The sequence below is a fragment of the Halomonas sp. LMYGS-3 genome (assembly GCF_059509875.1).
Genome location: NZ_JCAKFQ010000028.1, coordinates 19,874 through 46,491 on the forward strand (window position 1 = coordinate 19,874; position 26,618 = coordinate 46,491).

General features: G+C 63.1%; 23 protein-coding genes. 6 read left to right on the forward strand and 17 right to left on the reverse strand.

Going from position 1 to position 26,618, the window contains the following annotated elements:
• Positions 1 to 62 precede the first annotated feature (62 nt).
• Complete coding sequence (nfi, locus tag AC5W54_RS19055) at positions 63 to 755, reverse strand: deoxyribonuclease V (RefSeq protein WP_495963677.1); 693 nt, start codon at positions 753 to 755, stop codon at positions 63 to 65.
• Positions 756 to 833: 78 nt separating this feature from the next.
• Here nfi and AC5W54_RS19060 point away from each other — a divergent pair, with 78 nt between their 5' ends.
• The 4 genes from AC5W54_RS19060 (at position 834) to AC5W54_RS19075 (ending at position 6,161) form a co-directional block, all read left to right on the forward strand.
• Entirely contained in the window at positions 834 to 2,147 is a 1,314-nt protein-coding gene (locus AC5W54_RS19060) for an exonuclease SbcCD subunit D (protein WP_495963678.1), read from the forward strand.
• Complete coding sequence (locus AC5W54_RS19065; RefSeq protein ID WP_495963679.1) at positions 2,144 to 5,437, forward strand: AAA family ATPase; 3,294 nt, start codon at positions 2,144 to 2,146, stop codon at positions 5,435 to 5,437. The genes AC5W54_RS19060 and AC5W54_RS19065 overlap by 4 nt, the downstream gene beginning before the upstream one ends.
• A gap of 161 nt (positions 5,438 to 5,598) precedes the next feature.
• Positions 5,599 to 5,844: a type II toxin-antitoxin system CcdA family antitoxin gene (locus tag AC5W54_RS19070; RefSeq protein ID WP_495963680.1), complete on the forward strand. Its 246-nt coding sequence runs from the start codon at positions 5,599 to 5,601 to the stop codon at positions 5,842 to 5,844.
• Entirely contained in the window at positions 5,844 to 6,161 is a 318-nt protein-coding gene (locus tag AC5W54_RS19075; RefSeq protein ID WP_495963681.1) for a CcdB family protein, read from the forward strand. The genes AC5W54_RS19070 and AC5W54_RS19075 overlap by 1 nt, the downstream gene beginning before the upstream one ends.
• A gap of 37 nt (positions 6,162 to 6,198) precedes the next feature.
• Here the strand turns inward: AC5W54_RS19075 and AC5W54_RS19080 are convergent, their stop codons facing one another.
• The 8 genes from AC5W54_RS19080 to AC5W54_RS19115 all read right to left on the reverse strand — a co-directional run bounded on the left by AC5W54_RS19080 (position 6,199) and on the right by AC5W54_RS19115 (position 13,659).
• The gene (locus AC5W54_RS19080; protein WP_495963682.1) at positions 6,199 to 6,759 is read right to left on the reverse strand and encodes a plasmid pRiA4b ORF-3 family protein; all 561 of its coding nucleotides are present in this window, start codon (positions 6,757 to 6,759) and stop codon (positions 6,199 to 6,201) included.
• A 124-nt stretch (positions 6,760 to 6,883) separates the two neighbouring features.
• Positions 6,884 to 7,927: a DUF4145 domain-containing protein gene (locus tag AC5W54_RS19085; protein ID WP_495963683.1), complete on the reverse strand. Its 1,044-nt coding sequence runs from the start codon at positions 7,925 to 7,927 to the stop codon at positions 6,884 to 6,886.
• A 148-nt stretch (positions 7,928 to 8,075) separates the two neighbouring features.
• Positions 8,076 to 8,435, reverse strand: a complete 360-nt coding sequence (locus AC5W54_RS19090; protein WP_495963684.1) for a DUF1428 domain-containing protein — start codon at positions 8,433 to 8,435, stop codon at positions 8,076 to 8,078.
• Between the two features lie 82 nt (positions 8,436 to 8,517).
• On the reverse strand, positions 8,518 to 9,684 hold the full coding sequence (locus AC5W54_RS19095) for a mandelate racemase/muconate lactonizing enzyme family protein (protein ID WP_495963685.1): 1,167 nt from the start codon (positions 9,682 to 9,684) through the stop codon (positions 8,518 to 8,520).
• 10 nt (positions 9,685 to 9,694) lie between these two features.
• Positions 9,695 to 10,150, reverse strand: a complete 456-nt coding sequence (locus AC5W54_RS19100) for a tripartite tricarboxylate transporter TctB family protein (RefSeq protein ID WP_495963686.1) — start codon at positions 10,148 to 10,150, stop codon at positions 9,695 to 9,697.
• Complete coding sequence (locus tag AC5W54_RS19105; RefSeq protein ID WP_495963687.1) at positions 10,147 to 11,685, reverse strand: tripartite tricarboxylate transporter permease; 1,539 nt, start codon at positions 11,683 to 11,685, stop codon at positions 10,147 to 10,149. The genes AC5W54_RS19100 and AC5W54_RS19105 overlap by 4 nt, the downstream gene beginning before the upstream one ends.
• 91 nt (positions 11,686 to 11,776) lie before the next feature.
• Positions 11,777 to 12,727: a Bug family tripartite tricarboxylate transporter substrate binding protein gene (locus AC5W54_RS19110; protein ID WP_495963688.1), complete on the reverse strand. Its 951-nt coding sequence runs from the start codon at positions 12,725 to 12,727 to the stop codon at positions 11,777 to 11,779.
• A 194-nt stretch (positions 12,728 to 12,921) separates the two neighbouring features.
• Positions 12,922 to 13,659 (reverse strand): FadR/GntR family transcriptional regulator, encoded by a 738-nt coding sequence (locus AC5W54_RS19115; RefSeq protein ID WP_495963689.1) that lies wholly within the window; start codon positions 13,657 to 13,659, stop codon positions 12,922 to 12,924.
• 151 nt (positions 13,660 to 13,810) lie between these two features.
• Here AC5W54_RS19115 and argE point away from each other — a divergent pair, with 151 nt between their 5' ends.
• Positions 13,811 to 14,968 carry an acetylornithine deacetylase gene (gene argE / locus AC5W54_RS19120; RefSeq protein WP_495963690.1) on the forward strand — a complete coding sequence of 386 codons (1,158 nt, stop codon included), beginning with the start codon at positions 13,811 to 13,813 and terminating at the stop codon, positions 14,966 to 14,968.
• Positions 14,969 to 15,084: 116 nt separating this feature from the next.
• A complete protein-coding gene (locus AC5W54_RS19125) occupies positions 15,085 to 15,843 on the forward strand; it encodes a FadR/GntR family transcriptional regulator (protein ID WP_495963691.1) in 759 nt (252 codons plus the stop codon).
• Between the two features lie 85 nt (positions 15,844 to 15,928).
• Here AC5W54_RS19125 and AC5W54_RS19130 read toward each other — a convergent pair whose 3' ends face one another.
• From AC5W54_RS19130 to AC5W54_RS19165, 8 genes are all read right to left on the reverse strand, one after another.
• Positions 15,929 to 17,740, reverse strand: coding sequence for an IlvD/Edd family dehydratase (locus AC5W54_RS19130; RefSeq protein WP_495963692.1), 1,812 nt, complete (start codon positions 17,738 to 17,740; stop codon positions 15,929 to 15,931).
• Positions 17,741 to 17,758: 18 nt separating this feature from the next.
• A complete protein-coding gene (locus AC5W54_RS19135) occupies positions 17,759 to 18,652 on the reverse strand; it encodes an SMP-30/gluconolactonase/LRE family protein (protein ID WP_495963693.1) in 894 nt (297 codons plus the stop codon).
• An 11-nt stretch (positions 18,653 to 18,663) separates the two neighbouring features.
• Complete coding sequence (locus AC5W54_RS19140; protein WP_495963694.1) at positions 18,664 to 20,409, reverse strand: IlvD/Edd family dehydratase; 1,746 nt, start codon at positions 20,407 to 20,409, stop codon at positions 18,664 to 18,666.
• 161 nt (positions 20,410 to 20,570) lie between these two features.
• Positions 20,571 to 21,647 (reverse strand): aldose epimerase family protein, encoded by a 1,077-nt coding sequence (locus AC5W54_RS19145; RefSeq protein WP_495963695.1) that lies wholly within the window; start codon positions 21,645 to 21,647, stop codon positions 20,571 to 20,573.
• Positions 21,648 to 21,983: 336 nt separating this feature from the next.
• Positions 21,984 to 23,507 carry an arabinosylfuranosidase ArfA gene (arfA, locus tag AC5W54_RS19150; protein WP_495963696.1) on the reverse strand — a complete coding sequence of 508 codons (1,524 nt, stop codon included), beginning with the start codon at positions 23,505 to 23,507 and terminating at the stop codon, positions 21,984 to 21,986.
• Between the two features lie 124 nt (positions 23,508 to 23,631).
• The gene (locus tag AC5W54_RS19155; protein WP_495963697.1) at positions 23,632 to 24,732 is read right to left on the reverse strand and encodes an ABC transporter ATP-binding protein; all 1,101 of its coding nucleotides are present in this window, start codon (positions 24,730 to 24,732) and stop codon (positions 23,632 to 23,634) included.
• 105 nt (positions 24,733 to 24,837) lie between these two features.
• A complete protein-coding gene (locus AC5W54_RS19160) occupies positions 24,838 to 25,734 on the reverse strand; it encodes a carbohydrate ABC transporter permease (RefSeq protein WP_495963698.1) in 897 nt (298 codons plus the stop codon).
• On the reverse strand, positions 25,735 to 26,607 hold the full coding sequence (locus AC5W54_RS19165) for a carbohydrate ABC transporter permease (protein ID WP_495963699.1): 873 nt from the start codon (positions 26,605 to 26,607) through the stop codon (positions 25,735 to 25,737).
• Between the last annotated feature and the right edge of the window lie 11 nt (positions 26,608 to 26,618).

Here is a 26,618-nt window from a genome sequence, read left to right on the forward strand (position 1 = left end):
CTGGGTGCTCAATGAGGATTGCGAGCACCGCCGGCGGCCTGGATATCGAGCGCAGCAGCCAATCACCGCTTTCCCCGCCGAGAGGCCAGCCGATCGGCCAGCCGCGTCGGTTCCGGCAGTTTGGTGCGCCCCAGACAGCGCACCACCCACTCCAGCGCCGTGGCAAGCGTAAGGCGATGCCCCGGCGAGATGAAGACCGGCTTGACCCCGCGGCGCGAGCGCAGCACCGCGCCGATCACCTCGTCGCCGTCAGTGAGCGGCGCCCAGTCGCCGCGCGCCGGGCCCGGCTCTTTGTGGCGCCCACACAGCCGCGACTTGGCCACGCCGATGGTCGGCAGGTCGAGCCACAGCCCGAGGTGCGAGGCCACCCCCAGGCGGCGCGGATGGGCGATGCCCTGACCGTCGACCATCACCAGTTCGGGCCGGGTTTTCAGTTTGTCGAAGGCGGCGAGCGCCGCCGGCACCTCGCGGAACGACAGCAGCCCGGGGATATAGGGCATGCGGGTGGGCTCGCGATGCACCGCCTGCTCCACCACCTCGAAGGTGCCGGCGCCGACCAGCTCCTCGGGCCGGGCGAGCACCACCACCGCGGCCCGGGTGATCTCGCCGTCCTGCTCGAAGCCGATGTCCACCCCGGCGATATGGCGCACGGGGTCGAGGCGATCCTCGCGCTCGACGCGCCCGGCCAGCCGCCGCTGCAGGGCGATGGCCTCCTCGGGGATGAGGTCCCAGTCGTGCAGTGGTGGAGAAATCATCGCAAGGCTCCCTGATCGCCGACTCCCGTCGCGTTAGACTACGGGTTTTCCACCGTGACGGAACACCGGGAGACGAGGGTGAAGCTGATCCATACCGCCGACTGGCACCTGGGCCAGAGCTTCCACGGCCAGGAGCGCAGCGAGGAGCACCGTGCCTTCCTGACCTGGCTGCTCGACACCCTGGCCGAGCGCCGGGCCGATGCCCTGCTGGTGGCCGGCGACCTCTTCGACGTGGTCAACCCGTCGCTGCGCGCCCAGGAACTGCTCTACGACTTCATCGTCGCCGCCCACGAGCGCCTGCCGATGCTCGACATCGTGCTGATCGCCGGCAACCACGACAGCGGCAACCGCGTCGAACTGCCGGCGCCCCTGATGCGCCGCCTGCGTACCCACGCCCTGGGCCGGGTCAACTGGTGCGACGACGGCAGTCTCGACGCCGAGCGGCTGCTGGTGCCGCTCACCGATGAGCAGGGCGAGACCCGCGCCTGGTGCCTGGCGCTGCCCTTCCTGCGCCCCGCGGAAGTGACCGGCAACGGTGCCGCCCGCGACGTCGCCGACACCACCGGTGACGGTGGCAACGCCGAGGCCCGTCATGACCCTGTCCAGAACGACTATGTGGCCGGCATCTCCCGCGTACACCGGCAGCTGATCGACGCCGCTCGCCGGCGGCGCGTTCCCGGCCAGGCCCTGGTGGCCATGAGCCATGCCCACCTGCACGGCGCGGCGGTCTCCGAGGCCAGCGAGCGCCCCATCGTGATCGGCGGCGAGGAGTCGATCTCCGCCGCCCTGTTTCCCGCCGAGATCGCCTATGTGGCGCTGGGCCACCTGCACCGCGCCCAACGCGTCGGCGAAGAGCGGATTCGCTACAGCGGCAGCCCCCTGCCGCTGGACTTCAGCGAGGTGGCCTACCCCCACCAGGTTGTCGAGGTGGTGCTGGAAGGCGAGACATTACTGTCCACCGAGGCGATCCCCGTGCCGCGGCCGGTGGCCATGCACCGCATCGGGCCCGCCGAGCTGGACGACGTCCTCGCCGAGTTGGAGGCACTGGACCACGATCCCGCCCGGCCCCGCGAGCAATGGCCCTGGCTCGAGGTGCGCGTCACGCTCAGCGCCCCGATGCCCGACCTGCGCGCCCGGGTGGAGGCGGCGCTGGAGGGCAAGGCGCTGCGGCTGTTGCGGCTGGAGCGCCGCCTGCCCCAGGTCGACGGCGGCAACGCCGAGGCCCGGGTCGACCTGGAGCAACTGGGGCCGCGCCGGCTCTTCGAGCGCACCTGGGAGTCGCGCTGGGGCGAGCCGCCCGACGAGGCGGTCATGGCCGACTTCGACCGCCTGCTCCAGGACGTGCTGGATGGCGATGCCACGGAGAGCGGCTCGAGGAGGGAACGCCCATGAAGATCCTCGCCCTGCGCCTGGCCAACCTCGCCTCCCTGCCCGGCCCCCTGGAACTCGACTTCACCACGCGGCCGCTGCGCGACGCCGGGCTGTTCGCCATCACCGGCCCCACCGGTGCCGGCAAGAGCACCCTGCTCGATGCCCTCTGCCTGGCACTCTACGGCAGCACACCGCGGCTGCGCCGGGCGCCGGGCCGCGACGCCCCGCTACCCGATGTGGAAGACGAAACGGTGAGCACCGCCGACCCGCGCACCCTGCTGCGCCGTGGCACGGCGAGCGGCCATGCCGAGGTGGACTTCCTGGGCCGCGACGGCCGCCGTTATCGGGCGCGCTGGGCCGTGCGCCGCGCCCGGGAGAGAGCCACCGGCCGCCTGCAGGCGGTGGAACAGTCGCTGCGCGACCTCGACGACGACCGCCTGCTGACCACCCAGAAGCGCGAGTTCGACCGCCTGCTGCCGGAGCGCCTGGGGCTCAGCTTCGACCAGTTCACTCGCGCCGTGCTGCTGGCCCAGAGCGAGTTCGCCGCCTTCCTGCAGGCCGACGATAACGAGCGCAGCGACCTGCTGGAGCGCCTGACCGGCACCACCGAATACTCCGCCATTTCCATGGCCGCCTACCAACGCGCCAGTGACGCGAAGAAGCGCGTCGATGCCCTGGAGGCCAAACTCGCCGACGACCTGCCCGCCGACCCCGAGACCCGCGCCGAGCTCGAGCGTGCCGCCCGTGACAGCGATGCCGCTCTGGCCAAGCTCGACCGGGACGCCGGCACCCTGGCCGCCCGGCGCGATGCCTTCCAGCGCCATCGCCAGCTTCATGACGCACGGGAGGACGCCCGCTCACGCCATGCCCGGGCCGAGCAGGCCTGGCAGGCACTCGCCCCGCGTCGCGCGGAGCAGGCCCAGCTCGAGGCCCTGGCCCCCCAGCGCCACCGCTTTGCCCGTCGGGAACGCCTCGAGGCGGACCTGGCCCGCCTCAACGAGGCCCAGACCGCCACCCGCCACCAACTGGCCCAGGCCGAGCAGGCACTCGACCGGCATGCCACGACACTGCAGGCCGCCGAGACGGTACTGGCCCAGGCGATGCGGGACAGCGACCAGGCCCGACCGGCCCTCCAGGCCGCCCGCGAGCAGGCCGCCCGCCTGGCCGGATTCGACCGGGAGATCGCACGACGCGAAGCCGAGCAGCGACGCCAGCGTGACGAGACCGACGGCGTGCGCCGGGAATTGGCCGAGACCCGGGCGGCCAGCCAGCGGCGACGCCGGGAACGCGACGACCTGGAGGCGCAGTTGCAGACGCACCTGGGCGACGACGCCGATATCGACCGCGCACGGGGAGCCTGGCAGGCCGCCTTCGAGGCCGCCGCCCACCGGTACCTGGCGCTGGAGGCCCTGCAGGGTGCCTGGCGGGCCGTGGCTCGCGCCCGGGAGCGACGGGCCGCTCTCGAGGAGAGCCGACGCCGGGACCAGGCGACCCGCGAGCGACTGCTGACGGCGGGACGCGAGGCCGCCATCCGCCTCGAAGGCCTGGAAGCCGAGCAGCGACGCCTGGTCGATAGCCTCGAGCGGCTGCGCGCTGCCCGCAGCGAGAGCGTGGTCTGGCTACGCGACCGGCTGCGGGAGGGTGAGCCCTGCCCCGTCTGTGGCGGACGCGACCACCCCTGGCGGCACCACCCCCCCGAGACGCCGGAAGCCGTCCGGCTCGCCGCCACCGAAGCCGAGGAGGAGCGCCAACAGCAGGAAGCCGAGACGCGCACCGCCGCCGCCCGGGAACGGCACCACGAGCTGCAGGGCGAATATCGCGCACTGGACGCTCGACTCCGGCAGCACGAGGTAGATCTCGAGCACGCCGCCCGTGAGCGTGCCGATGCCGACGACACCCTGGCCGGCCAGGCGCTGGTCACGGAGCTCGAGCCCGTGGCCGAACCCGAACGGTCCGCCTGGCTGACACAGGAGCTGGCGACCGCGCGCCAGGCACGCGACCGGGCTCGCGAGGCGTTGCAGACGATCGAGGCCGCCGAGGCTCGCCTGACGCCACTGCGCGAGGCGCTCCAGCGCGACGAACTCACCCTGGGCAAGCTCGTCACCCGGCAGGAGAGCCTGGAGGAGGCCCAGCGGCGGCTCGCGGCCGAACTCGCTCCCCAGCGCAAGCAGCGCCAGGCGCTGGCCGAGGCGTTGGCCGAGGCCTTGGGCAAGCATGCCTCGCCGGATGCCTGGCAGACGGCCCTGGAACAGGCCGTGGAGAATGCCCGGGCGAGGCTGGAGGCTGCCCGACGTGACCACCAGGCAGGACGGAGCGAACGGGACCGGCTCGACCAGCAGGCGACCTATCAGCGCCGGCAGGCCGAGACCCTGACCGACGAACGCGACGAGCTCGTGCGCAGCCTCGATGCCTGGCGTCGCCGACACCCCAAACTGGACGACACCACCCTGGCGCGACTGCTGGCCGTTGACGAGGCCGGGATCGACGCGCGCCGCCAGGAGCTCGAGAACGCCGATCGCGAACGGCACGCCGCCGGGGTCAGCCTCGACGAACGCCAGCGGGCCCTGGTCGCCCACCGTCGAGACGCCTTCCCGGAGGTCCCGGCCACCGTCCCCGAGGAGGCGATCGAGGCCAAACTGCATGCCCTGAGCCAGCGGCTCGACGAGCAGGAGCGCGCCCTGGCGCCGCAACGGCAGGCTGCCCGTGACGCCCGCGACGCGGCCATGCACGCCTTGCGCGACGACGACCGTCGCCGCGAGCGCCAGCGCGAGGGCCAGGCCGAACTGGAGGCGGCACGCGCCGAGCACCGCCGCTGGGGCCAGATCAGCGAGCTGATCGGCTCGGCCGACGGCAAGGTGTTCCGGCGCATCGCCCAGGCCTACAACCTGGAGCAGCTGCTGGAGCACGCCAATGCACACCTGGCCGGCCTCAGCCGCCGCTACCGCCTGGTGCGCGGCGGCAGTCCCCTGGGCCTGCTGGTGGTGGACCACGACATGGGTGACGAACGCCGCTCGGTGCACTCGCTCTCCGGCGGCGAGACCTTCCTGGTCTCCCTGGCCCTCGCCCTGGGGCTCGCCTCGATGGCCTCCGGCGAGCTCACCATCGAATCGCTGTTCATCGACGAGGGTTTCGGCAGCCTCGATCCGCAATCATTGGCACTGGCCATGGAGGCGTTGGACGGCCTGCAGGCGCTGGGCCGCCGCGTGGGAGTGATCTCCCATGTGCAGGAGATGCACGAGCGCATCCCGGTGCAGATCCAGGTGGAGCCCATGGGCAACGGCACCAGCCGGGCGAGGTTGGTCAGTGTGTGATGGAAAACGCCCGCGGCTCTGCACGAGCCGCCGGCACACCGAGCGTCCTCTGGATAGGAGCATGGCTACGCCGCGCGATCCATCGCGAAGCGATGGCAAACCCTTGCCCGCCATCGCCTATGCGCATAGGCTGTGCACATAACCTTGGCGAGGCAGCAGCCATGCAACAGACCTACGATACCCGAGCCCCCAAGAAGCCGACAAATGTCAGCATTAACAGTGACTTGCTTGAACAAGCCAGGAGCCTGGGCATCAACCTCTCCGCTGCCCTGGAGAAAGCCCTCGCCGAGCAGGTCCGTGCCGAGCAGCGCGCCCAGTGGCAACGGGAGAATGCCGGCGCCATCCAGGCGTACAACCGATTCGTTGAGGAAAACGGCACGTTCGGCGATAGCGCAAGGAAGTTCTGATGGCCCAGTTCTGCGTGTATGAGAACAAGAACCCGGTATCACGCAAGCAGTACCCTTACCTGCTCGACATCCAGAGTGACTTGCTGAGCGAGCTCCGCACCACCGTTGTGGTACCCCTTTGCCCACCCGATCTGGCAGAAGGGATGCAAATCACTCAGCTGAACCCAAGCCTTGACATCAACGGCGAATATTTCATCGCCATGACACAAGACCTTGCCGGCATCGACAGGCAACGCCTTGGAGTCAAGGTCTGTGACCTCAACCACTACCGAGAGAAGATCATCGCTGCCGTCGATTTCTTGATCTCTGGTATATGACTCTGGGTTCCGGCGCGTCCCCGATTTCCCACTTCCCTCATGACTCCGCGAGGATCTCGTTCACTTCGAGCGGATCGAAGTGCTCGGGATCGAAATCCTCTTCAAACCATTCCAAAGACTCCTCATGCTCAGGGTGCGATGTATTGGAAAAGGCCTCGAGGAGCTCCTGGTATCGCCAAACTCCCCCGATATCTTCCGGCGGGCAACTGCGACGGCCGGTCATACACCTCGGCACTGTCTCATCCTCTGTGCCCTCAAGGATCTTTTCCAGCACTACCTCATGCACCCACCCATCGCCGAAGTCATATTCATAGGTCAGCGACTCCTTCTCCTTTTTCAGCAACGTGTCGATCCGGATCTCTTCCTCCGGAATCGTCTCGTCCTCGAAGTCCGGGTCCGACACACCATACTGCTTGCCTCCCAAGACGAACATATGCAGATGCTCGTCGGTCCAGCCCATGGCAATCTGGATGATGTCATGCAGCTCTTCCAGATCCGTATCGCTCCAAATCTTCAGCCTTCTCCAAATCGGAGGCTTGACTCTCTTCAGAGTCACTTTGATTTGATAGACCCTCGGAAAACTCTGTACCACTTGCATACTCACTCCAGCGTATAACAGCAATCCGGCTCACGCCATGATATTGAATGAACGGGTGTAATCAACAGTATTCATCACCCCATATCATCGCATGTTAACATATCGAGGCTCATGGTCATCAAGCTTAGTTCGGCAGTCTATCGCCAATATACCTCAGGCGGCATGTTTCGGGGGCTAAATGAGAGTTTACTCCCGTTTTCTTCCATTTCCCAATTTCCTCACGCCTGCTTTCATTCACGCTTCCGGAGAGCAGTCGGAGTGGACTTAATTTGCATCTCATTGTTAGCACCAAGCTTATATCTACGATCAACTGAATCAAGCGGGGAAATGGGGGTACGTCCCCGATTTCCCGGGTGAGCTCCTCGTCCATGCCGAGTTGGACGTTCAGCGCCTGGTTGGCCTGGCGCACCCGCTGGCGGAAGGCCTTCGGCGGCTTGCTGTCGGTCTGGATCTGGGTCTGGGACTGCTCCGCCAGGCGCCGCTGGAATTCCCGCTCGCGTTTCTCGAGTTCGGCCTGCTGGGTCCGCGACGCCTCGGCCAGGCGGCGCGCCTCCTCGTCCATGGCCTCGGCCAGCTCGGCGTACTCTTCCTTCTCGCGGGACTCCAGCTCGGCCAGCCGGCGCTGGGCCTCGGCCTGCTCGGTGGCACTGGCCAGCTCGCCGCGCAGGCGCTCCATCTCCGCCTGGAGCTCGCGCAACTCACAGCTGGGGTCTTCGGGCGGCTGGAAGGCACCGGGTTTGAAGTCGGGGGCGGCGAAGGCACGGTGGAACCATACCGCCAGGCTGCGGGCGACCTTGAGCCCCTGGATGGCCTCGCGGTGCTGGGTGCGGAACCGGTGGGTGGCTCTGTTGCCTTCACTACGCAGGGTATGGAAGAGCTCGCGCACCGTGGGGTCGAGGCCGAGGGCAGTGTCGATGCGGTAGAGCAGGTCGCGCTGGCCCGTGCGCTCCTCCACCTCGAGGCCGAGACGGGCGGCGATGTCCTGGGCCAGGGCCTCGCCGAGCTGGCGCAGCTTGATCAGGGTGGTGTTGGGGTCGTGGCTGAAGGCGCGCTCGGCGCTGGTGGCGAGTTCGAGGAAGACCGGGTCATGCCCGGATAGAAAGCCGAAGTTGCTGCAAGAGCTACTGAAATAGTTGCCGCCATCCCCGCGATCTGGATGTCCCTGCATGCGCGTTCCCTGGTCCCGGTTGCCTGGGCTGCCGCGGCCCGCTCTTACGGCGGGCTGTATCCGGCATTCCGTTAGCCTGCCACTAAACGGGCTGAGGGGCCAGTCAGCGAGGGCAATCACCGTTCCGCATGGGCCCGTGGCCCGGCCACTACAGCCGGATACGCTCCATGAACCCGCCCCAGAACAGCCGCTTGCCGTCGAAGGGCAGCTTGGCGTGGTCCAGCATGTCGGCCAGGCGGGGATCGTTCATCACCTGCTCGAGAATGCGGTTGCGCTCCTCGCGGGAGGCGTAGCGGACCCAGGCGAAGACAACCGTCTCGCCCGGCTCCAGCTTGACGCTCTGGGGGAAGGAGGTGTGCTCGCCGGGGCGGATATCGTCACCCACGCACTCGACGTACTCCAGGGCCCCGTACTCCTTCCAGATCTCGCCGGCGTGACGGGCCAGCCGCAGGTAGTCATCCAGGCGCTCGAGCGGGACCGGCAACACGAAGGCATCGACATAGCTCATGGCACCATCCTCCTGTCGTCGCGAGAACGGTTGGGGTGTCATCACAGCATAGCGTGTGACATGCCGACCAGGGGTTAGTGCTTCAGCCCAGGTACCGGTGGAACACCTCCATCAGCTCCCGCTTGTCCTCGAAGCCGATGCCCGGCGCATCGGGCAGCGCGACCGTCCCCTCCTCCACCGGCGTGGAATCGGCGAAACCACCGAAGGGGGCGAATACCCGCGGGTAAGACTCGTTGCCACCGAGCTTGAGGCCGGCGGCAATATTGAGGGCGAACTGGTGGCCGCCGTGGGGGATGCACTGACGCGACGACCAGCCGTGGGCGTGCAGCACCTCGAGCATGCGCAGATACTCCACCAGACCGTAGCTGAGCACCGGGTCCATCTGCAGGATGTCGCGATCCGGGCGCATGCCGCCGTAGCGCAGCAGGTTGCGCACGTCCTGATGGGAGAAGAGGTTCTCGCCGGTGGCCGTCGGCGGCGCGTAGTGCTCGCACAGCTGCCGCTGCAGCGCATAGTCGAGGGGATCGCCCGCCTCCTCGTACCAGCGCACGCCATAGGGGGCCAGGCCCTCGGCGAAGGCCAGGGTGGTCTTGAGGTCGAAACGGCCGTTGGCGTCGACGGCCAGGCGTCCGGCATCGCCAACGACCTCGATAGCCGCCTCGACCCGCGCGAGGTCCTCGACCAGCGGCACCCCGCCGATCTTCATCTTGGTGCAGGTGTAGCCCAGGTCGAGGTAGTCGCGCATCTCGTCCTCGAGGCCGCGGATCGGCTTGCCCGGGTAGTAGTAGCCCCCCGCCGCATAGACGGAGACGCGCTCGTCGGGCAGACCGTCGTCGTAGCGCTCGGCCAGCAGCTGCGCCAGGGGCTTGCTCTCGACCTTGGCGACGATGTCCCACACCGCCATGTCGATGATGCCGACCGCCACCGAGCGCTCGCCGTGCCCGCCGGGTTTCTCGTTGGCCATCAACACATCCCAGACGCGGAAGGGGTCGAGGTTGCGGCCGCTCTCGTCGAGCAGCGAGGCCGGATCGGCATCGCGCAGGCGCGGCAGGAAGCGCTCGCGCAGCAACCCGCTCTGGGCGTAGCGGCCGTTGGAGTTGAAGCCGTAGCCGACCACCGGGCGGCCGTCGACCCGGGCATCGGTATGGATGGCCAGCACCGAGACATCCATCCCGGCGAACGAGATGTAGGCGTTGGCGATGTCGGAAGCGATCGAGACGCGAGCTTCGCGGATATCGGTGATTCGCATGACTGAACTCCTATAACAGCAGCCCCGAAGGCAGGCGGACGTTGAGCACCTGGGTAAAGGTCAGATAGAAGGCACCGACCAGCACGACGATGATCGGGACCCACTGCAACAAGCGCCGCCACGACACCGGGCCATCCACCCGGGCCAGGTACCAGGCGAGCAGGAAGATAGCCACGCAGGTGGTCACCACGAAGCCCAGCTCGCCGATGGCGAACCACCAGACGAAGAAGCTCGCCATGACCACCAACAGCCGTTGCAGGCTTCCCGAAATCTCGATACGGCGACTACCGGGCTTGATGAAACCCTTGACGATCAATGTCAGCGAGATCACCGCCAGGATCGCCAGAATGGCGCGTGGAAAAATGATGCTCAAGCGTCCCATGTCGCTGCGCGGCAGCCATAGCACGGCGGCGAAGACCAGGCCGACGATTCCTGCGGCGATATCGGTATTCAGGCGCAGGATCATACGTCCCCCCTCCTGTCTGCCGATCCCTTGTCCAGGCGTCCGCTGCGCTCCAGCCAGGCCGGCAGCAGCGCCGTCGCCGCGCCCAGCACCACCAGCCCGGCGAGTACCATCGACAACGGGTTGCGCACCAGCCGCAGCCAGGGGATCGGGTCGACCACCGCCGCCAGCATGGTCTGCACATAACCCTGCTCGGCGATGCCACCGAGGATCAGGCCGAGCACGATGGGCGCTGCATGGATGCCGATCAGGCGCAGGAAATATCCTGCCGTTCCCAGAATCAACATGATGCCGACATCGAGCAGGCTGTTGCGCAGGGCGAAGGTCCCCAGGATGGTGACCATGGCGATGCACGGCACCAGGAAGTAGTAAGGGGTCTTGATCACTACCCGATGAATCAAGCGCCCCCCGAGCAAGCCGACCGGCAGCAGCATCAGGGCGGCAAGGCCCATCGACAGGATGAAGCCATTGGTCAATACCCCGGTTTCGGTGAACAGGCTCAGGCCGGGACGCAGGCCATGCAGCAGCAACACGCCGAGGATGATGGCATCCGGTGGAGCGCCGGGAATGCCGAGCGTCAGCAACGGCACCATGCTGCCGGCGACCATCACGTTGTTACTCGACTCCGAGGCCACCACGCCATCGATATTGCCCTTGCCGAAGCTCTTGGGATCCTTGGAGAAGCGCCGCGCTTCGTTGTAGGCCACCAGGCTGGTCACGTTGCCGCCGGCGCCGGGAATGATGGCGATCACCTGCCCGATCAGGCAGGAGCGAATCAGGTTGACCGGTTTGGAGAAGATATGCCTGGCGACCTGCAGTATCGAGACTTTGCTCTTGCCGAAGCTGCCCTTCTGAGACAGGGCCCCTCGCCCTTCGGCCGCCATGGTCAGCAGTTCGGGAATCACGAACAGCCCGATCAGGGCAACGATCAGTTCGATCCCGCCCTGCAGCGGCGGATAGCCGAAGGTGAAACGCGTCTCGCCACCGACCGGCGAGACGCCGATGGTGCTGAGCAGCATGCCGATACAGCCGCCCAGCAGCCCCTTGAGCAGGGAATCGCTCGACAGGCTGGCCACCAGGGTCAGCCCCAGCATCGCGACCCAGAACATCTCGGCGGGACCGAAGGCCACCGCCAGTCGCGCCAGCGGCGGGGCGAGGATGAGCAGGAAGGCCACCCCGACCAGGCCTCCGACCACCGAGGCGATGGTGGCGGCCGCCAGGGCCTCGTAGGCTCGCCCCTGACGGGCCATCGGGTAGCCATCGAAGGTGGTGGCGATTGATGACGGCGTCCCGGGGGTATTGATCAGGATGGCGGTGAAGGCGCCGCCATAGATGGCGCCCATGTAGACCGCGCCCAGGGCGATCAGGCCCTGAAGCGCGGGCATGGAAAAGGTGAATGGCAACAGCACGGCCAGGGCCATGGTCGCCGTAAGCCCCGGCAGGGAGCCGATCAGCAGGCCGGCCGACACCCCGACCAGCACCGTGAGGAAACTCTCGAAGGTCAGCAGCGAGGCCAACGCCTCCAGCATCATCTCCATCTATCACCCTCCTGCGAGCCATGCCCGGATGGCCGCCATGGTGTCGAAGGAAGCCGGGGCCCCGACCGGGGCCCCGCGGAGGGAGGAGACGTTACTCGGCGCCTTCGAGGATCGGAGTATATGCCTCCCGGAGCGAGGCAATCACCTCGTCGATCTCGTCACCGGTGATGTACTCCATCACGAAGCCCAGCGGCTCCTGCTTCTCGGTGATCTGGCGGTTGGCTTCGGCGAAGGCCTCCTCGAGGACGCTGATGACCTCATCGGGCGTTCCCTTGGGGGCGGCCACGCCACGATAGGCGCCACCGACGATGTCATAACCCTGCTCCTTGAAGGTCGGGGCATCGGGCAGCGCCGGCACGCGCTCCTCGGAGGCTACTGCAAGCACCCGTCCGCGCTCCTCCAGCTGCACCCCGAGCATGGTGTAGTTGAAGATCCCGGAGACGTGATTGCCCTCGAGTGCGGCCGGAAGCGGGCCGGTGCCGGTGAAGGGGATGTAGGTCAGGTCGATATCGGCTTCCTTCTCGAAGCGCAGCATGTCCAGGTGGTTGGCGCTGTAGGTCCCGCTGCCGCCCAGGGTCACCGCCTGGGGGTTCTCCCGGGCATACTCGACCAGATCCTCCAGGGTCTCGAAGGGACTGTTGGCCGGCACGATCAAGGCATTGGGGGTGGAGTGAAAGAAGGTGATGATGTCCCAGTTGTCGGTTTCGAAGCCGGCATCGGAGCGCTGGATCGGCTGACCGATGATGTGCGGGATATTGACCCCGATGATCTCGTAGCCGTCCGGCTCGGCCTCATTCTGGAATTCGCTCCAGGCCACCGCACCGCCGCCGCCGGGGCGATGGGTCACGTTGACGCTGACACCCAGGATCTCCTCGAGGATCGGTTCCTGGAAGCGCGCGGTCACGTCGGACTCACCGCCCGGGTCGAAGGGAATGGTGTAGGTGATGGCCCTTTCCGGGTACTCGGCATGGGCAATGCCGGCCAGCCCCAGCAGGGCGACGGCTGTCATGGCACCGACCAGCGGTGTGGGTACGAACTTCATGGCATGCTCCCGATCTCGTTGTTATGGGAAATCGTGCTCGTTACCGGATCCACGCCGGCACCATCCTCCTGTCGTGCGCTCGACCGATGGTCGCCGACGGGCACCGATCCCGGCGGTGTGCCGAGAGCAGCGCCTGCTTCTGAAGCTAGCCCAGTTGTAAAAGTTGTCAAATCGAGGAGGCAGGACGGCCGCCTTCAGCCCTCGAACACCCGGCGGCGTGAGTTGCCCAGATGTTCGCGCATGTGGTGGCTGGCGCCCTCGGCGTCACCGGCCAGGATGCTGTCGTGAATGCGGCGATGCTCCTCCTGCACCTCGGGAAGGTGGCAGCCGGGGTGACGCTGGCCCAGCCCGCGCGCCAGGCGCTGGCCATAGGTGATGGGGGCCTCGAGCGAGACCAGGGTGTCGGCGAAGAAGCGGTTGTGGGTGGCGTGGGCGATGGCCAGGTGGAAGCCGTAGTCGGCATCGACCCCCAGCGCATTCTCGCGAATCCGCTGCTCGAGCAGGGCGAAGGCGGTCGAGATGGCCGCCCGGTCCTCGGCCGTGGCATTGAGCGCCGCCAGCCGCGCCGACTCGGCCTCCACGGCGATGCGGAACTCGAAACAGCGCTGAATGTCCGCCAGGCTCTCCAGGGGCGCAAAGTCGAGCATCGCCCGGTCGGGACGCAGGAGCACGAAGCTGCCGGCACCACGATGCGAACGCACCAGCCCATCCTCGCGCAGCCTGGCCAGGGCCTCGCGCACGATCGGGCGCGAGACCCCATGCATCTGCGCCAGCTTCTCTTCGGAGGGCAGCCGCTGGCCCTCGCCGTACTCGCCCTTGATGATGCGATCGACGATATCGCCATACACGCGGTCACCCAGTTTCTGCCCCTGGCGCCCCTGGCGCTCGGGGAAGGTCTCGAGGGCGGTCACCTTGTCAGTGCGGGAACTCATGCCGGTCTTCCTGGCCGCTTTCTCCACAGGATACGCCAACTGCCCCTATCCTCGCCCCCGAACTCTCCACGCTATCCCAACCGGCGATGGCCAGACCGCGTATCGCTCGTGTTAGGCTGACAGCAGACCGATTCACCCAGGACTCTCTCGCATGACGACCGCCAAGCAGCTGCTCGAGCAACTGGTGGGCTTCCCCACCGTCTCCCGTGACTCCAACCTGGAGCTGATCCATTTCGTGGAAGCCTACCTCGACGACCATGGTGTCGAGCACTGGCGTATCGAGAACGATGATGGCAGCAAGGCCAACCTGCTGGCCCGCATCGGCCCGGCGGTGGCGGGCGGCGTGGTGCTCTCCGGCCATACCGATGTGGTGCCGGTGGACGGTCAGCCCTGGTCGAGCGATCCCTTCGCGCTGGTCGACAAGGGCGACGGTCGCCTCTACGGGCGCGGCACCTGCGACATGAAGGGCTTCATCGCCTGTGCCCTGGCCCAGGTGCCGCAGTGGGTGAAGCAGGATATGGAACGCCCCATCTACCTGGCCCTCTCCTACGACGAGGAGGTCGGGTGCCTCGGTGCCCCGCGCATGATCGAGCGCCTGCTGGCCGACCACCCGCGCCCGGCCACGGTGATCGTCGGTGAGCCGACCCTGATGCAGCCGGTGGTGGCGCACAAGGGCGCCACCAACCTGCGCACCACCGTCACCGGCCGCGCAGCCCACTCCAGCCAGGTCGACCAGGGGGTCTCGGCGATCCACGTGGCCGCCCGGCTGGTGACGAGGATCGAGGACGTGATGGCCGAACTCAAGGCCGAAGGCCGTGTCGACGAGGCCTTCAACGTGGTCCACTCGAGCCTGCACGTGGGCAGGATCGCCGGCGGCACCGCGATCAACATCATGGCCCGGGAGTGCAGCTTCGACTGGGAGATCCGCCACCTGCCCCAGGACCGCTTCGAGGATCTGCTCGGCCGCGTGAACGCCTACGCCGCCGAGCTCGAGGCCGGGATGCAGCGCATCGCCCCCGAGACGGGCATCGTCACCGAGACGCTCAACGTCACGGTGCCGGCACTCGCCGACGACAACAACGCCGAGGTGCTCGCCCTGTGCCGCGAACTGCTCGGCGAGCGGCCCTCCGGGGCAGTGGCCTATGCCACCGAGGCCGGCCAGTTCCAGCGCGAGGGGCTGCCCACGGTGATCTGCGGGCCCGGCAGCATCGGCCAGGCCCACCAACCCGACGAGTACATCGAGATCGAGCAGCTCGAGGCGGGCACCAGATTCATGAAGCAGTTGGGCGCACGGCAGCGACACGGCTGAGCCCCCGCTGTCACTGCATCGGCACGGCATATCGGAGGGCTCCTCGGACGTTGGTCGGATTGCCAAAATGTTCAACATATGGCACCGTGCAACGAAATTTCCTCGGGAATCCGCCCGTGAAGGCAAGAGCACTCAAAGCGTCCCAACGTCCCAGCGTCGCCGACTTTCTGGCCGAGGCCATCTTCTCCGGTCGCTATCAGCCCGGGGACTTCGTGCCCAAGGAAATCGACCTCTGCGAGCAGTTCGCCATCAACCGCTCCGCGGTGCGCAGCGACCTGCGGCAATTGGTCGATGTCGGCATCATCGAACGCATTTCGGGACACGGCTCCAAGGTTCGGGACTACGAGGAGTGGAACATCCTCGACCCCACCGTGACCGAATGGATGACCCGCTACGCCTCCCCCAACCCCAAGATCCAGCGCGAAATTCTCGCCTTTCGCCTGGATGTCGAACCCTATGTCGCCATGACCGCCGCCAGGCGCGCCAAGGCTCGCGACCTGGTCGCTATCGAGGAGGCCTTCGAAGGCATGGGGCAGAACCTGCACAATGCCAGTTGCCCGGAAGAACGCCGGCTGCACAGCGACTATGACATCGCCTTCCATATCGCCATCTACAAGGCCACCCACAATATCGTCTGGGCCCAGCTCTCGCACATCCTGCGCCCGTCCATCTACCTGCTGATCGAGATCTCCAATCTCAGCGCCACCGACCCCGAGGAGAGTCTCGAGCGGCACCGGCAGGTGATGGAGTGCATTCGTGCACGCAAGCCCCGCGAAGCCTTCCTGGCGGCCCAGGCCGTCCTCGAGGGCACCGCCCAGGCGCTGGGAATCGAGCCCGGGGAGGGCACGCTGGGCCGGGACCTGGCCCCGGCCTGACGCTTCCCATGCAACGTCCATGGATTGCGAGCGCCTGAAGGTCAGGCGCTCGACCGGTGGGTGGTGCGTATTGTCGAGGAGAAGTTCAGTGATTGTCCCGCGGCGGGCTCTGGCGCGCCACGTCGCGATACTTCGTCGCCGGCGTCAGCGTCATGCCGCGGTCGAGCGGTTCGACCAGGCTGCGCTGGATCTCCTGCCAGGGTGTCTGATGGTCGGGATAGCGATAGCCGCCCTGCTGCTCCAGACGCTCGCGCCGTGCGGCGAGTTCGGCCTCATCGATCAACAACCTCACCTCACCGCGCTTCAGGTCGATACGCAGCCGGTCGCCGTCCTCGAGCAAGGCCAGGCCACCGCCGGTGGCCGCTTCGGGCGAGGCATTGAGGATCGACGGCGAGCCGGAGGTGCCCGACTGACGGCCGTCACCCAGGCACGGCAGTGACTCGATGCCACGCTTGATCAGCGCCTCGGGCGGCTGCATGTTGACCACTTCGGCGCCGCCGGGGTGGCCCACCGGTCCGGCGCCGCGCATCACCAGGATGGTGCGCTCATCGATCTCGAGGCTCGGGTCGTCGATGCGCGCGTGGTAGTCCTCCGAACCGTCGAATACCGCGACCCGACCCTCGAAGGCCTCGGGGTCGTCGGGGTCGCTGAGGAAGCGCTCGCGGAAGTCCCGCGAGATCACACTGGTCTTCATCAACGCCGAGCCAAAGAGGTTACCCTTGAGGTTGAGGAAGCCGGCGTGCTCGACCAGCGGGTTGTCGTAACGCCGGATGACGTCTGCGTCGCGGGTCTCGCGTCCCTGGGTATTGGCACCGAGCGTCTGGCCGTTGACGGTCAGCGCGTCAACGTGGAGCTTGCCGGCAGCGAGCAGCTCGTGGAGCACCGCCGGCACCCCACCGGCGCGATAGAACTCCTCGGAGAGATAAGCGCCGGCCGGCATCACGTTGGCCAGCAACGGGATCTCGTGGCCCAGCCGCTGCCAGTCGTCATTGGTCAGCTCGATGCCGGCGTGTCGGGCGATGGCGTTGACATGGATCGGGGCGTTGGACGAGCCGCCCAGCGCCGAGCAGACCACGATGGCGTTCTCGAAGGCCTCGCGGGTGAGGATCTCCGAGGGGCGCAGATCCTCCCAGACCATGGCGACGCACCGCTCGCCGGTCTGGTAGGCGACCATGGCGCGCTCCTTGTAGGGGGCGGGGATCATCGCCGACCCGGGCAGGCTCATGCCCAGTGCCTCGGCCATGGAGTTCATGGACGAGGCGGTGCCCATGGTGTTGCAGTGGCCGATCGACGGCGCCGAGTCGGCGCCCCGCGCCAGAAACTCATCGTAGTCGATGTCACCCGCGGCGAGTCGCTTGCGCAACTCCCAGATGATGGTGCCGGAGCCGACCCGCTCGCTGCCCCGCCAGCCGTTGAGCATCGGCCCCCCGGAGAGCACGATGGCCGGAATATTGACCGTAGCGGCGGCCATCAGGCAGGCCGGTGTGGTCTTGTCGCAGCCGGTGGTGAGCACCACCCCGTCGAGCGGGTAGCCGTGCAGTACCTCGACCAGCCCCAGGTAGGCCAGGTTGCGATCCAGCGCCGCCGTGGGGCGGCGCACGTTCTCGTGGATCGGATGCATGGGGAACTCGAAGGGCACCCCACCCGCGGCACGGATGCCGTCCTTGACCCGCTTGGCGAGTTCCACGTGGTGGCGATTGCACGGCGTCAGGTCGGAGCCGGACTGGGCGATCCCGATGATCGGCTTGCCACTGGTGAGCTCCTCCAGGGTGATGCCATAGTTCAGGTAGCGCTCGATGCACAGCGCCGTGGTTCCGGGATGCTCGGGGTTGTCGAACCACCAGCGCGAGCGCAGCTGGTCGGAGGTGATCCGTCTGTCGGTCGATTGACTCGTCATGGCGAAATCCTGGAATCGTTAATATTCAGTGGACAGGCGATAGGCTGCCGGCATCACGCCTCTCACGCCCGGCACCACCCGGAACAGCCCCCCAGCCAGCCCCTCCTGGTCACGCTCCACGGCCGCGGTGGTAATGAACAACTGATCCAGCCGTGGCCCACCGAAGGCGCAAGACGTCACCCGCGAGGCCGGTAGCGGCAGGGTCTCGTCCAGGGCACCATCTGGCCGGAATCGGCTCACACGACCACCATCCCAGTGCGCTACCCAGAGTCCACCCTCGGCATCGCAGGTCATGCCATCGGGAAACCCCTGGGTCGCATTGAAACACACATGCTCGCGCTTGTTGGACAGTTCACCTTGCGGCGAAAGGTCGAAGGCATAGATGACACCCAGCGGGGTATCGCTATGATACAGGGTGGCACCATCAGGACTGATGGCCGGGCCGTTGGCGACCCGGTAGCCGGCATCCACGAGTACCGGACCGTGCCGATCCAGACGATACAGCGAGCCAGTGGGGCACTTGGCATCATCGTCCATGGAGCCGAACCATAGACGGCCCTGGGGGTCGACCTTGGCATCGTTAAGACGGTTGCCATCCGGCTCGTCGCCGGGAGTTGCCCATTCGGCGACGATATTCGGCCCGCTCTCGCTCAGTCGCAAATGCACCAGTCGCGAACGCAGTCCAGCAATGAAGCCATCGCCCTCCTCTCGAGGCGCCAGCCAGCAACAAGCTTCCTCCAACGCCCAGCCATGCGTGTCACCGCTGGCCAGGTCATAGGCATGCAGGCGTGCCTTGAGGATATCGACGAACACCAGCCACCCCATGGCGCCGAGTTGCGGACACCACAAGGGTCCCTCGCCGAGCATCGCCCGGCCGCGCCACACGCATTCGATCTTCGATGCATCCACCATGGTGCTCAGCCTCAGTGTGAATGACGCGGCACCTCGGCGCCGCGCTTGCCGACAAGGAAGTCGAAATCGCAGCCCTCATCGGCTTGCAGTACATGCTCGATGTAGAGCTGGCGATAGCCGCCATCGCTGGCGATGCGCCGCGACTTCTCGGTGGGGTCGCTCTCCGCCAGGCGGGCCTCGAGCTCGGCATCACTGATATCCAGGTGCAGACGTCCGGCCTCGCAATCGAGCTCGATCCAATCGCCATCGCGCACCGCCGCCAACGGCCCGCCGGCGGCGGCCTCGGGTGCCACGTGCAATACCACGGTCCCGTAGGCAGTGCCGCTCATCCGCGCATCGGAAATGCGCACCATGTCGGTGACGCCCTGCTCGAGCAGTTTGGCGGGCAGCCCCATGTTGCCGACCTCGGCCATACCGTGATAACCGCGCGGCCCGCAGTGCTTCATCACCAGGATGCTGTCGGCGTCGACCTCAAGATCGGGGTCGTTGATACGCGCCTTGTAGTCGTCGAAGTCTTCGAAGACCACCGCCCTGCCTCGGTGTCGCATCAGCTCTGGGCTCGCTGCCGAGGGCTTGAGCACCGCGCCGCGCGGCGCCAGGTTGCCGCGCAGGATGCAGATGCCACCCTCCTCGCGGAGGGGATTGTCCAGTGGCCGGATTACCTCGTCGTTGTAGAGCGGCGCGTCCCGGACGTTCTCCCACAGGGTCTGGCCGTTGACGGTCAGCGCGTCCTTGTGCGGCAACCGGTCGGCTTCGCCCAGCCGGCGCAGCACGGCGGGCAACCCGCCGGCATAGTAGAACTCCTCCATCAGGAAACGCCCCGAGGGCTGCAGGTCGACAAGGGTCGGCGTGCCGCGGCCGATCGTGGTCCAGTCGTCGAGCGCGAGATCGACGCCGATCCGCCCGGCGATGGCCTTGAGGTGGACCACCGCGTTGGTGGAGCCGCCGATGGCGGCATTGGTGCGAATGGCGTTCTCGAACGCCTCGCGGGTCAACACCTTGGACAGTGTCAGATCCTCGTCGACCATTTCGACGATGCGGTTGCCGGAGAGATGCGCCAGCACGTAGCGCCGTGAGTCCACGGCCGGAATCGCCGCATTGTGGGGCAGCGAGGTACCCAGCGACTCGGCCATGCAGGCCATGGTCGAGGCGGTGCCCATGGTGTTGCAGGTGCCCGCCGAGCGCGACATGCCGGACTCGGCGGCCATGAAGTCGTGCATCGTGATCTTGCCGGCCTTGACCTGTTCGGAGAGTTGCCAGACCACGGTGCCCGAGCCGATGTCCTTGCCCTCGTGCTTGCCGTTGAGCATGGGGCCGCCGGTGACCACGATGGTGGGAAGGTCGCAGCTCGCCGCCCCCATCAGCAGCGCCGGCGTGGTCTTGTCGCAGCCCACCAGCAATACCACCGCGTCCATGGGATTGCCGCGGATTGCTTCCTCCACGTCCATGCTCGCCAGGTTGCGGGTGAACATCGCCGTGGGCCGCAGGTTGGACTCGCCGGTGGAGAACACCGGAAACTCCACCGGATAGCCTCCGGCCTCCAGCACCCCCTTCTTGACGTGGTCGGCGAGCTTGCGGAAGTGCGCGTTGCACGGCGTCAGTTCCGACCAGGTGTTGCAGATGCCGATGATCGGCTTGCCCTGGAATTCGTGATCGGGAATCCCCTGGTTCTTCATCCAGCTGCGATACATGAAGCCGTTCTTGTCGGCACTGCCGAACCACTCGGCGGAACGTAGCTGGCGCTTGTAATCGGACATAAGACCTCCAATCAAAGAGCAGGATCGTGATCGCTCCCATCGTGTTTTCTACCAGCAGTCGAGCACTCATCGCCAGCAATAGGATGGCGACAAGAATCAGGTACTCAAGAGCCTACAAGATAGGTGAGGCGCCTGAACCATATCAGGATTACTGGAGAGCATTAACTTTTCTCTGAAACATTTACCTTATAGCTGAAGCATTGCTCATATTTTTCTCCAGGGAGCAATAAAGTAGCCGGAAACCCGGACTGGTTCGGCGTGTCCGGAAAGTGCTGAGGCTCCAAGCAAAACCCAGTGAAAGGAGCGTAGCGACTACCATCACGGGATACAACATCCTGCAGATTCTGCCCTGTATAAAACTGCACCCCCGGCTGAGTTGCATCAAGCTGAAGTTTTAACCCAGACGAAGGGCAGTTAACTTCTGCCATCTTTATGCTGCCTGACTCATCGCGGGGCTTAATGACATAACAGTGATCGATACCACCGCGCTTTTCAATCTGCGGATCAGCATGAACAAATGCATCCTTAAGCACTTTAGTGCGACTGAAATCCAGTGCACTTCCGTCAACCGTAATGATACTCCCGCTCGGGATCCCCGAGGCATCAATATCCACGACCGCTGTACTGGGAATCAGAAAAACATGATCCTTTATGGTACCTTTTTCACCCCCGGAAAGATTGAAGTAAAGGTGACTAGTAATATTTACATTAGTGGGCCGGCTTGTCGTAGCGATCACCTTAAACGTCAGTCTATTATCGTTATCAAGACTAAGGGTTACATGACAATCCAGCTCGCCTGGATAACCTCCGGAACCATCCGGCGACAGGAGGCGGGCACAAAGCGAGTTCTCCTCACTATCACTTTGTACACTTTCGATGTACCATAGTTGCTTATCAAACCCTGCTAGCCCACCATGCAAATGATGCTTATTTTCATTGCAGCTGAGGCTGAAGTCACGACCCTCTATCGTGAACCTGGCATGGGAAATACGGTTGGCATAGCGGCCAATAATTGCATTGACAAAAGCCGTTTGTTGACGGAGAGAAGAAAAATCATTAAACCCTAATACAACGTTCACCGGATTGCCGGTGCGGTCCGGCAAAATAAAGTCAGTAACCGTCAGACCATAATCCAGCACACCTACCCGAACACCCCACTTATTACAAAGCCAATATTGATGAATTTTTCCCAACTGGGGGTCACACGCATATAGTTGCTTTTCTATCTTGGCTTGCACTATTTAGCTCCAGAAGTTTCCCTTTTGACCATCTTGTGCATCCTACGCCTGCACTCATGCCAAACGTATCCTACCAATCACGTCTTGGGCATGAAGTACCTACGCCATCCCTTCGAGATACCATTCATGCAACCCTAATGCTCACGGAACTTGACCACATGAGGCCACATTAAATAGCCATTTTCCGGATGATGCACAATTACCCTAGATTACGAGTTACTCGGCCTGCTCATGCATCTTTTTGTGCATTGATAACGCACCGTAGGGCTTACCCATAGCGACAGAATATCTGATTTTCGCCGGGCAGGTCGCTACCACTAGATAGCAGCACAGCGATCAGCATCTATCCGTTGCATTAGTTGTCACTATCACATTCCAGGATCCTGGCTTTAAGTGCGCCTTGACCCGGTCGCCATCAACTTCCACTACGGCATTGGTTTCTGGACACACTGTATCGGGTGACGCCTGTGTATTAGTCGCTTTCATATCAGAATGATAGAGTTCGAGCGCCTCTACCAAGCGCTGCTGGTTACCCAGGCCACGCAGTTCGATGGTAATGTCCTGCGACTCACTGAGATGGCGATTGAGGGCAAATATCGCGGTCTGGCCGCACTCGTCATCGTGCACAACAGCAGCGCACAGATAAGGCACTTCAGGAAAGGTATTCGCCTGATAACTCGGTGAGTCAATCAAGCACCTCAGCACGCGACCCCGTGCATACTTTGAGGCCTGCGCGAACGGAAAGAATATCGTCTGGCGCCACGCCTCTCCACCGGGCTCGGTCATTATAGGGCCGATGACATTGACCAGTTGTGCTAAACAAGCAGCCTTCACCCGATCGGCATTGTTCATCAATGTAATTAACGCCCCACCCACCAACAACGCATCTTCATGATTGTAGACCTCCTCAATCAAGCGTGGCGCCTGCGGCCAGCCGGGCTGGCTACGATGTTCTGCAGAGCGCGCCTTGTACCAGACGTTCCACTCGTCGAACGACAGCATGATCCGCTTTGTCGAGTGTCGCCTAGCCGCTACACTGTCGGCCACCGCAACGATTTCCTTGATGAACAAGTCAGTCAGCTCGACATTGGCGAGATACTCGGCGGTAGAGTCGTGGGAGTTCCCGAAGTAATGATGCAACGAGATGAAATCTACCTCGTCAAAGCAATGCTCCAGCACGCGGTCTTCCCATACACCATAGGTGGGTATGTCATGCTTAGATGATCCGCAGGCAGCGAGCTGTACACTCGGATCGACCGAGCGCATAAGCTTTGCGGTCTCTTTGGCAATGCGCCCGTATTCGTCAGCAGTCTTCTGGCAGATCTGCCAGGGACCATCCATTTCATTGCCAAGGCACCAGAACTTGATAGCGTGCGGCTCTTCGACACCATGTTGACGACGCAATTCGGAGAGCGCAGTCCCACCGGGATGATTGCAGTACTCGAGGAAATGCCGCGCCTCATCAGGACCACGCGTGCCGAGGTTGACAGCGAACATCGGTTCGACATCCACGGTACGGCACCACTGCATGAACTCGTTCGTACCGAACTGATTGGTCTCGGTGGAAAGCCATGCGAGATCGAGACGTACCGGCCGATCTTCCTTTGGCCCAACACCATCCTCCCAGTTGTAACCGGAAAGGAAGTTGCCACCGGGATAACGGACAATAGTCGGGCCCAATTCACGGGTGAGTGCCATGACGTCACCGCGGAAGCCGTGCTCATCGGCACTCGGATGGTCTGGTTCGTATATGCCGCTATATACACATCGCCCCATGTGCTCGACGAAGGTTCCGAAGATTCGCCGATCCAGTGGTGATATATCGAAGTCACGATCGACGACCAGCTGTGTAGTAATCATCTCTTCAGTACTCCCCGGAAAAATGACAAAGGCGTGCAGCCTGCCATCCGTGAGTTACGGATGTGTAATATCAGGATCCCTTCCCCAAACATCGGCTGACCCCAATAATATTGCAAAAAAACCCTTAATGTGCGGGGCTAACCGCTTGCATGTATAGATCGGGGTTCAACCTTTTTCCTGATTCACTATCAAAAAGATGCAACCCATTTTTCGACATTGCCAAACGCACTTTATCGCCTGGCCCAAGAGACAGCCGGTCACGAAAAACAGCTGTGACATTCTCGCCACCCAAATTCAAGATCACCTGAATCTCCGAACCAGTCGGTTCGATTACTGCCACTTCAAATTCTGTCCCTTCCTCGGAAACCTCAAAATGCTCGGGCCTGATCCCAATAACCAATTCGCGGCTGGAGTCAATATCCACAGGATATGGTAGCCGCAGCGTCTCACCAGACTGCGTCAGAAAACATTGAGGATCAGCTCCATCCACTCTCCCCTTGATAAAGTTCATTGAGGGAGATCCCATGAAACCTGCGACAAAGAGATTCTCTGGATGGTCATAGAGCTCCAAGGGACTACCAATCTGTTCAATATAACCATCATGCATGACGACGATCTTATCGGCCATCGTCATGGCCTCAATCTGATCATGCGTCACATAAACGATCGTCGTTTTCAACTTTTGATGCAAAGACTTTATCTCGGCTCGCATTTGTACACGTAGCTTGGCATCTAAGTTAGAAAGAGGCTCATCGAACAGAAAAACCTTGGGATCGCGGACAATCGCCCGCCCCATGGCGACCCGTTGACGCTGTCCTCCAGAAAGCTGTCGAGGATAACGGTCCAAAAGATTCGTCAAGTTAAGTATACGTGCAGACTCGACGACCTTCCGTCTCTGCTCTTCTTTATCCTTTTTCTTCATCCTAAGAGAGAATGACATGTTTTCTTCAACCGTCATATGAGGATAAAGGGCATAAGACTGAAAGACCATCGCAATGTCACGGTCTTTCGGATGCTTAGTGTTCACGACCTTTCCATCTATCCATATTTCACCGCCAGTGATGTCTTCGAGACCGGCAATCATGCGAAGCAAGGTCGACTTCCCACAGCCTGAAGGTCCCACCAAGACAACGAACTCACCATCCTCTACATGAATATTTACACTGTGTAGGACCTGTTGATCTCCGTAAGCCTTCACGGCATTCATTATTTCAACTGAAGCCATAAGTATTATTCCTTATCTCGGACTTTGATTGTATTGGCATAACCTGATGCTTTACACACTCAATCGAGGTATCGAAACGTTAATTCACGGCCTTACCATGGGCACTCAACCCTTGACCGCTCCCATTGTGAGCCCACGAACGAGATGCCGCTGCAGAAGCATCATGATGATGACGATCGGTAGCATGATCCCGATTGCGCCAGCGGCTGCAAGAGACAGACTAGAGATATCCTCCCCACCAAAGGAAGCGATTGCCACCGGAAGGGTTTTTGTGTCGACCCCAGTCAGTACAAGGGCAAAAAGAAATTCGTTGTATGAGAGGAGCAGACTAAACAAGGCCGCGACGGTCATGCCGGGTCGTGCAAGGGGGAGAATCACGGTACGGAACGACTGCCAACTGTTACACCCATCAAGAGCGGCCGCCTCATCCAGATCTCGAGGAATATCCAAAAAGAAACCATGCATCAGCCAAATAGTGAACGGTTGATTTATCGCGATCAACGCCAGAATCAACAATACATAGCTGTCAATAAGGTTCAAAAAACTCCCCATCACGAAAAAAGGAATGGCCAGTAGAATATGTGGAAACATCCGAATGGTGAACAGGGCACTGAGAATCGGACCAGACCGCTGGCGAGGGATGCGAGACAGTGCATAAGCCGCCAAAGTCCCGATCGGGACGGAAATGATCACTGTTCCGGCTGACACAATAAGGCTATTAAACAAATACTGGACAAAATCATGGTCGATCCATACTTGCTTGTGATACTCCAACGTCGGCTCGAAGACTAGCGTTGGCGGTATGGTAAAGGCGTCCGCCGGATGTTTCAGTGACGTCAGGACAGCCCAAAGCAAAGGAATGAGATTGAAGAACGTAAAGATGCATAGCGCTGCAAATAGCAGCATCTGACCTCTGTTGAGCAACGCGCTGTTTTCAGGGGCAGTCTTCCGGGCCTCTTGGCCTCTTTTGCTCAGCGCCTTGTCAGTAATTATCATCGACATTCAGTCTCCCTTCCTGTAAATACGAGTCAGAACTTTATTGATGGTGAGAAGAATGATGGCGACGACGACCAAGGTAATGACACCCAAAGCAGAGGCCTTGCCAATATCCAACATCCGGAAGCCCAGCTGATAAGTATACATGGTGATGGTTTCGGTCGCGGTTCCGGGGCCGCCACCAGTCAACACATAAATAGTGTCGAAGAATCTGAATGCATCCATGAGTCGGACCGACACCGTGAATATTATCGCAGGTATCAGTGCCGGAATGATGATATGGCGAAGAATCTGCCAAGCATTTGCACCATCGATCTGGGCGGCGCCAACCAGCGACTGGTCAAGCGTTTGTAGCGCGGCATAGAGGACCATCATGATCAGTGGCGTAAAGATCCAGGCATCGGCGAGTATAACGCTGATTTTTGCCCATATCGGATCGCCCAGCCAGTCCGGCGGAGTAATATCGAGGCCCAGTAGCGTGGCGTCCAGAAGCCCAAAGTTAGAGACCAGGATCCATTTAATAAACAGCGCAGCAACCACCGGCGTTACAATGTGAGGCAGGAACAACAACATGGTGAAAAGGCGGGCGCTGAACTTCAGTTTATAGATGCCAATCGCCAACGCGAACCCCACCACAAACTGGAGCCCTACCGACCCGAACGCGATAATAATCGTCGTCCAGAACGACTGCCAAAGACGCGTCTCAGCGAACAACTCGAAATAATTGCCGAGACCGATGAAGGTTCGCTCTGACGACCCTAAGTAATAGTCGAAGAAACTGAGGTAAATCGCATATCCCAATGGCCAAAGCAGGACCACGGTCAACAGACCGAAACTGGGCAAGAGAAACCACCACAAACCCCTTTGCCAACGTACCATATGTCAGTCCT

What these genes read in the sequence shown, in the direction of transcription:
- AC5W54_RS19085 (WP_495963683.1), bottom strand. Translation starts at nt 7,927, where the DNA reads ATGCAGGGACATCCAGATCGCGGGGATGGCGGCAACTATTTCAGTAGC.
- AC5W54_RS19090 (WP_495963684.1), bottom strand. Translation starts at nt 8,435, where the DNA reads ATGAGCTATGTCGATGCCTTCGTGTTGCCGGTCCCGCTCGAGCGCCTG.
- AC5W54_RS19135 (WP_495963693.1), bottom strand. Translation starts at nt 18,652, where the DNA reads ATGGTGGATGCATCGAAGATCGAATGCGTGTGGCGCGGCCGGGCGATG.
- AC5W54_RS19155 (WP_495963697.1), bottom strand. Translation starts at nt 24,732, where the DNA reads ATGGCTTCAGTTGAAATAATGAATGCCGTGAAGGCTTACGGAGATCAA.
- AC5W54_RS19095 (WP_495963685.1), bottom strand. Translation starts at nt 9,684, where the DNA reads ATGCGAATCACCGATATCCGCGAAGCTCGCGTCTCGATCGCTTCCGAC.
- AC5W54_RS19130 (WP_495963692.1), bottom strand. Translation starts at nt 17,740, where the DNA reads ATGACGAGTCAATCGACCGACAGACGGATCACCTCCGACCAGCTGCGC.
- AC5W54_RS19140 (WP_495963694.1), bottom strand. Translation starts at nt 20,409, where the DNA reads ATGTCCGATTACAAGCGCCAGCTACGTTCCGCCGAGTGGTTCGGCAGT.
- arfA (WP_495963696.1), bottom strand. Translation starts at nt 23,507, where the DNA reads ATGATTACTACACAGCTGGTCGTCGATCGTGACTTCGATATATCACCA.
- AC5W54_RS19070 (WP_495963680.1), top strand. Translation starts at nt 5,599, where the DNA reads ATGCAACAGACCTACGATACCCGAGCCCCCAAGAAGCCGACAAATGTC.
- argE (WP_495963690.1), top strand. Translation starts at nt 13,811, where the DNA reads ATGACGACCGCCAAGCAGCTGCTCGAGCAACTGGTGGGCTTCCCCACC.
- AC5W54_RS19110 (WP_495963688.1), bottom strand. Translation starts at nt 12,727, where the DNA reads ATGAAGTTCGTACCCACACCGCTGGTCGGTGCCATGACAGCCGTCGCC.
- AC5W54_RS19105 (WP_495963687.1), bottom strand. Translation starts at nt 11,685, where the DNA reads ATGGAGATGATGCTGGAGGCGTTGGCCTCGCTGCTGACCTTCGAGAGT.
- AC5W54_RS19080 (WP_495963682.1), bottom strand. Translation starts at nt 6,759, where the DNA reads ATGCAAGTGGTACAGAGTTTTCCGAGGGTCTATCAAATCAAAGTGACT.
- AC5W54_RS19165 (WP_495963699.1), bottom strand. Translation starts at nt 26,607, where the DNA reads ATGGTACGTTGGCAAAGGGGTTTGTGGTGGTTTCTCTTGCCCAGTTTC.
- AC5W54_RS19115 (WP_495963689.1), bottom strand. Translation starts at nt 13,659, where the DNA reads ATGAGTTCCCGCACTGACAAGGTGACCGCCCTCGAGACCTTCCCCGAG.
- AC5W54_RS19100 (WP_495963686.1), bottom strand. Translation starts at nt 10,150, where the DNA reads ATGATCCTGCGCCTGAATACCGATATCGCCGCAGGAATCGTCGGCCTG.
- nfi (WP_495963677.1), bottom strand. Translation starts at nt 755, where the DNA reads ATGATTTCTCCACCACTGCACGACTGGGACCTCATCCCCGAGGAGGCC.
- AC5W54_RS19075 (WP_495963681.1), top strand. Translation starts at nt 5,844, where the DNA reads ATGGCCCAGTTCTGCGTGTATGAGAACAAGAACCCGGTATCACGCAAG.
- AC5W54_RS19160 (WP_495963698.1), bottom strand. Translation starts at nt 25,734, where the DNA reads ATGTCGATGATAATTACTGACAAGGCGCTGAGCAAAAGAGGCCAAGAG.
- AC5W54_RS19065 (WP_495963679.1), top strand. Translation starts at nt 2,144, where the DNA reads ATGAAGATCCTCGCCCTGCGCCTGGCCAACCTCGCCTCCCTGCCCGGC.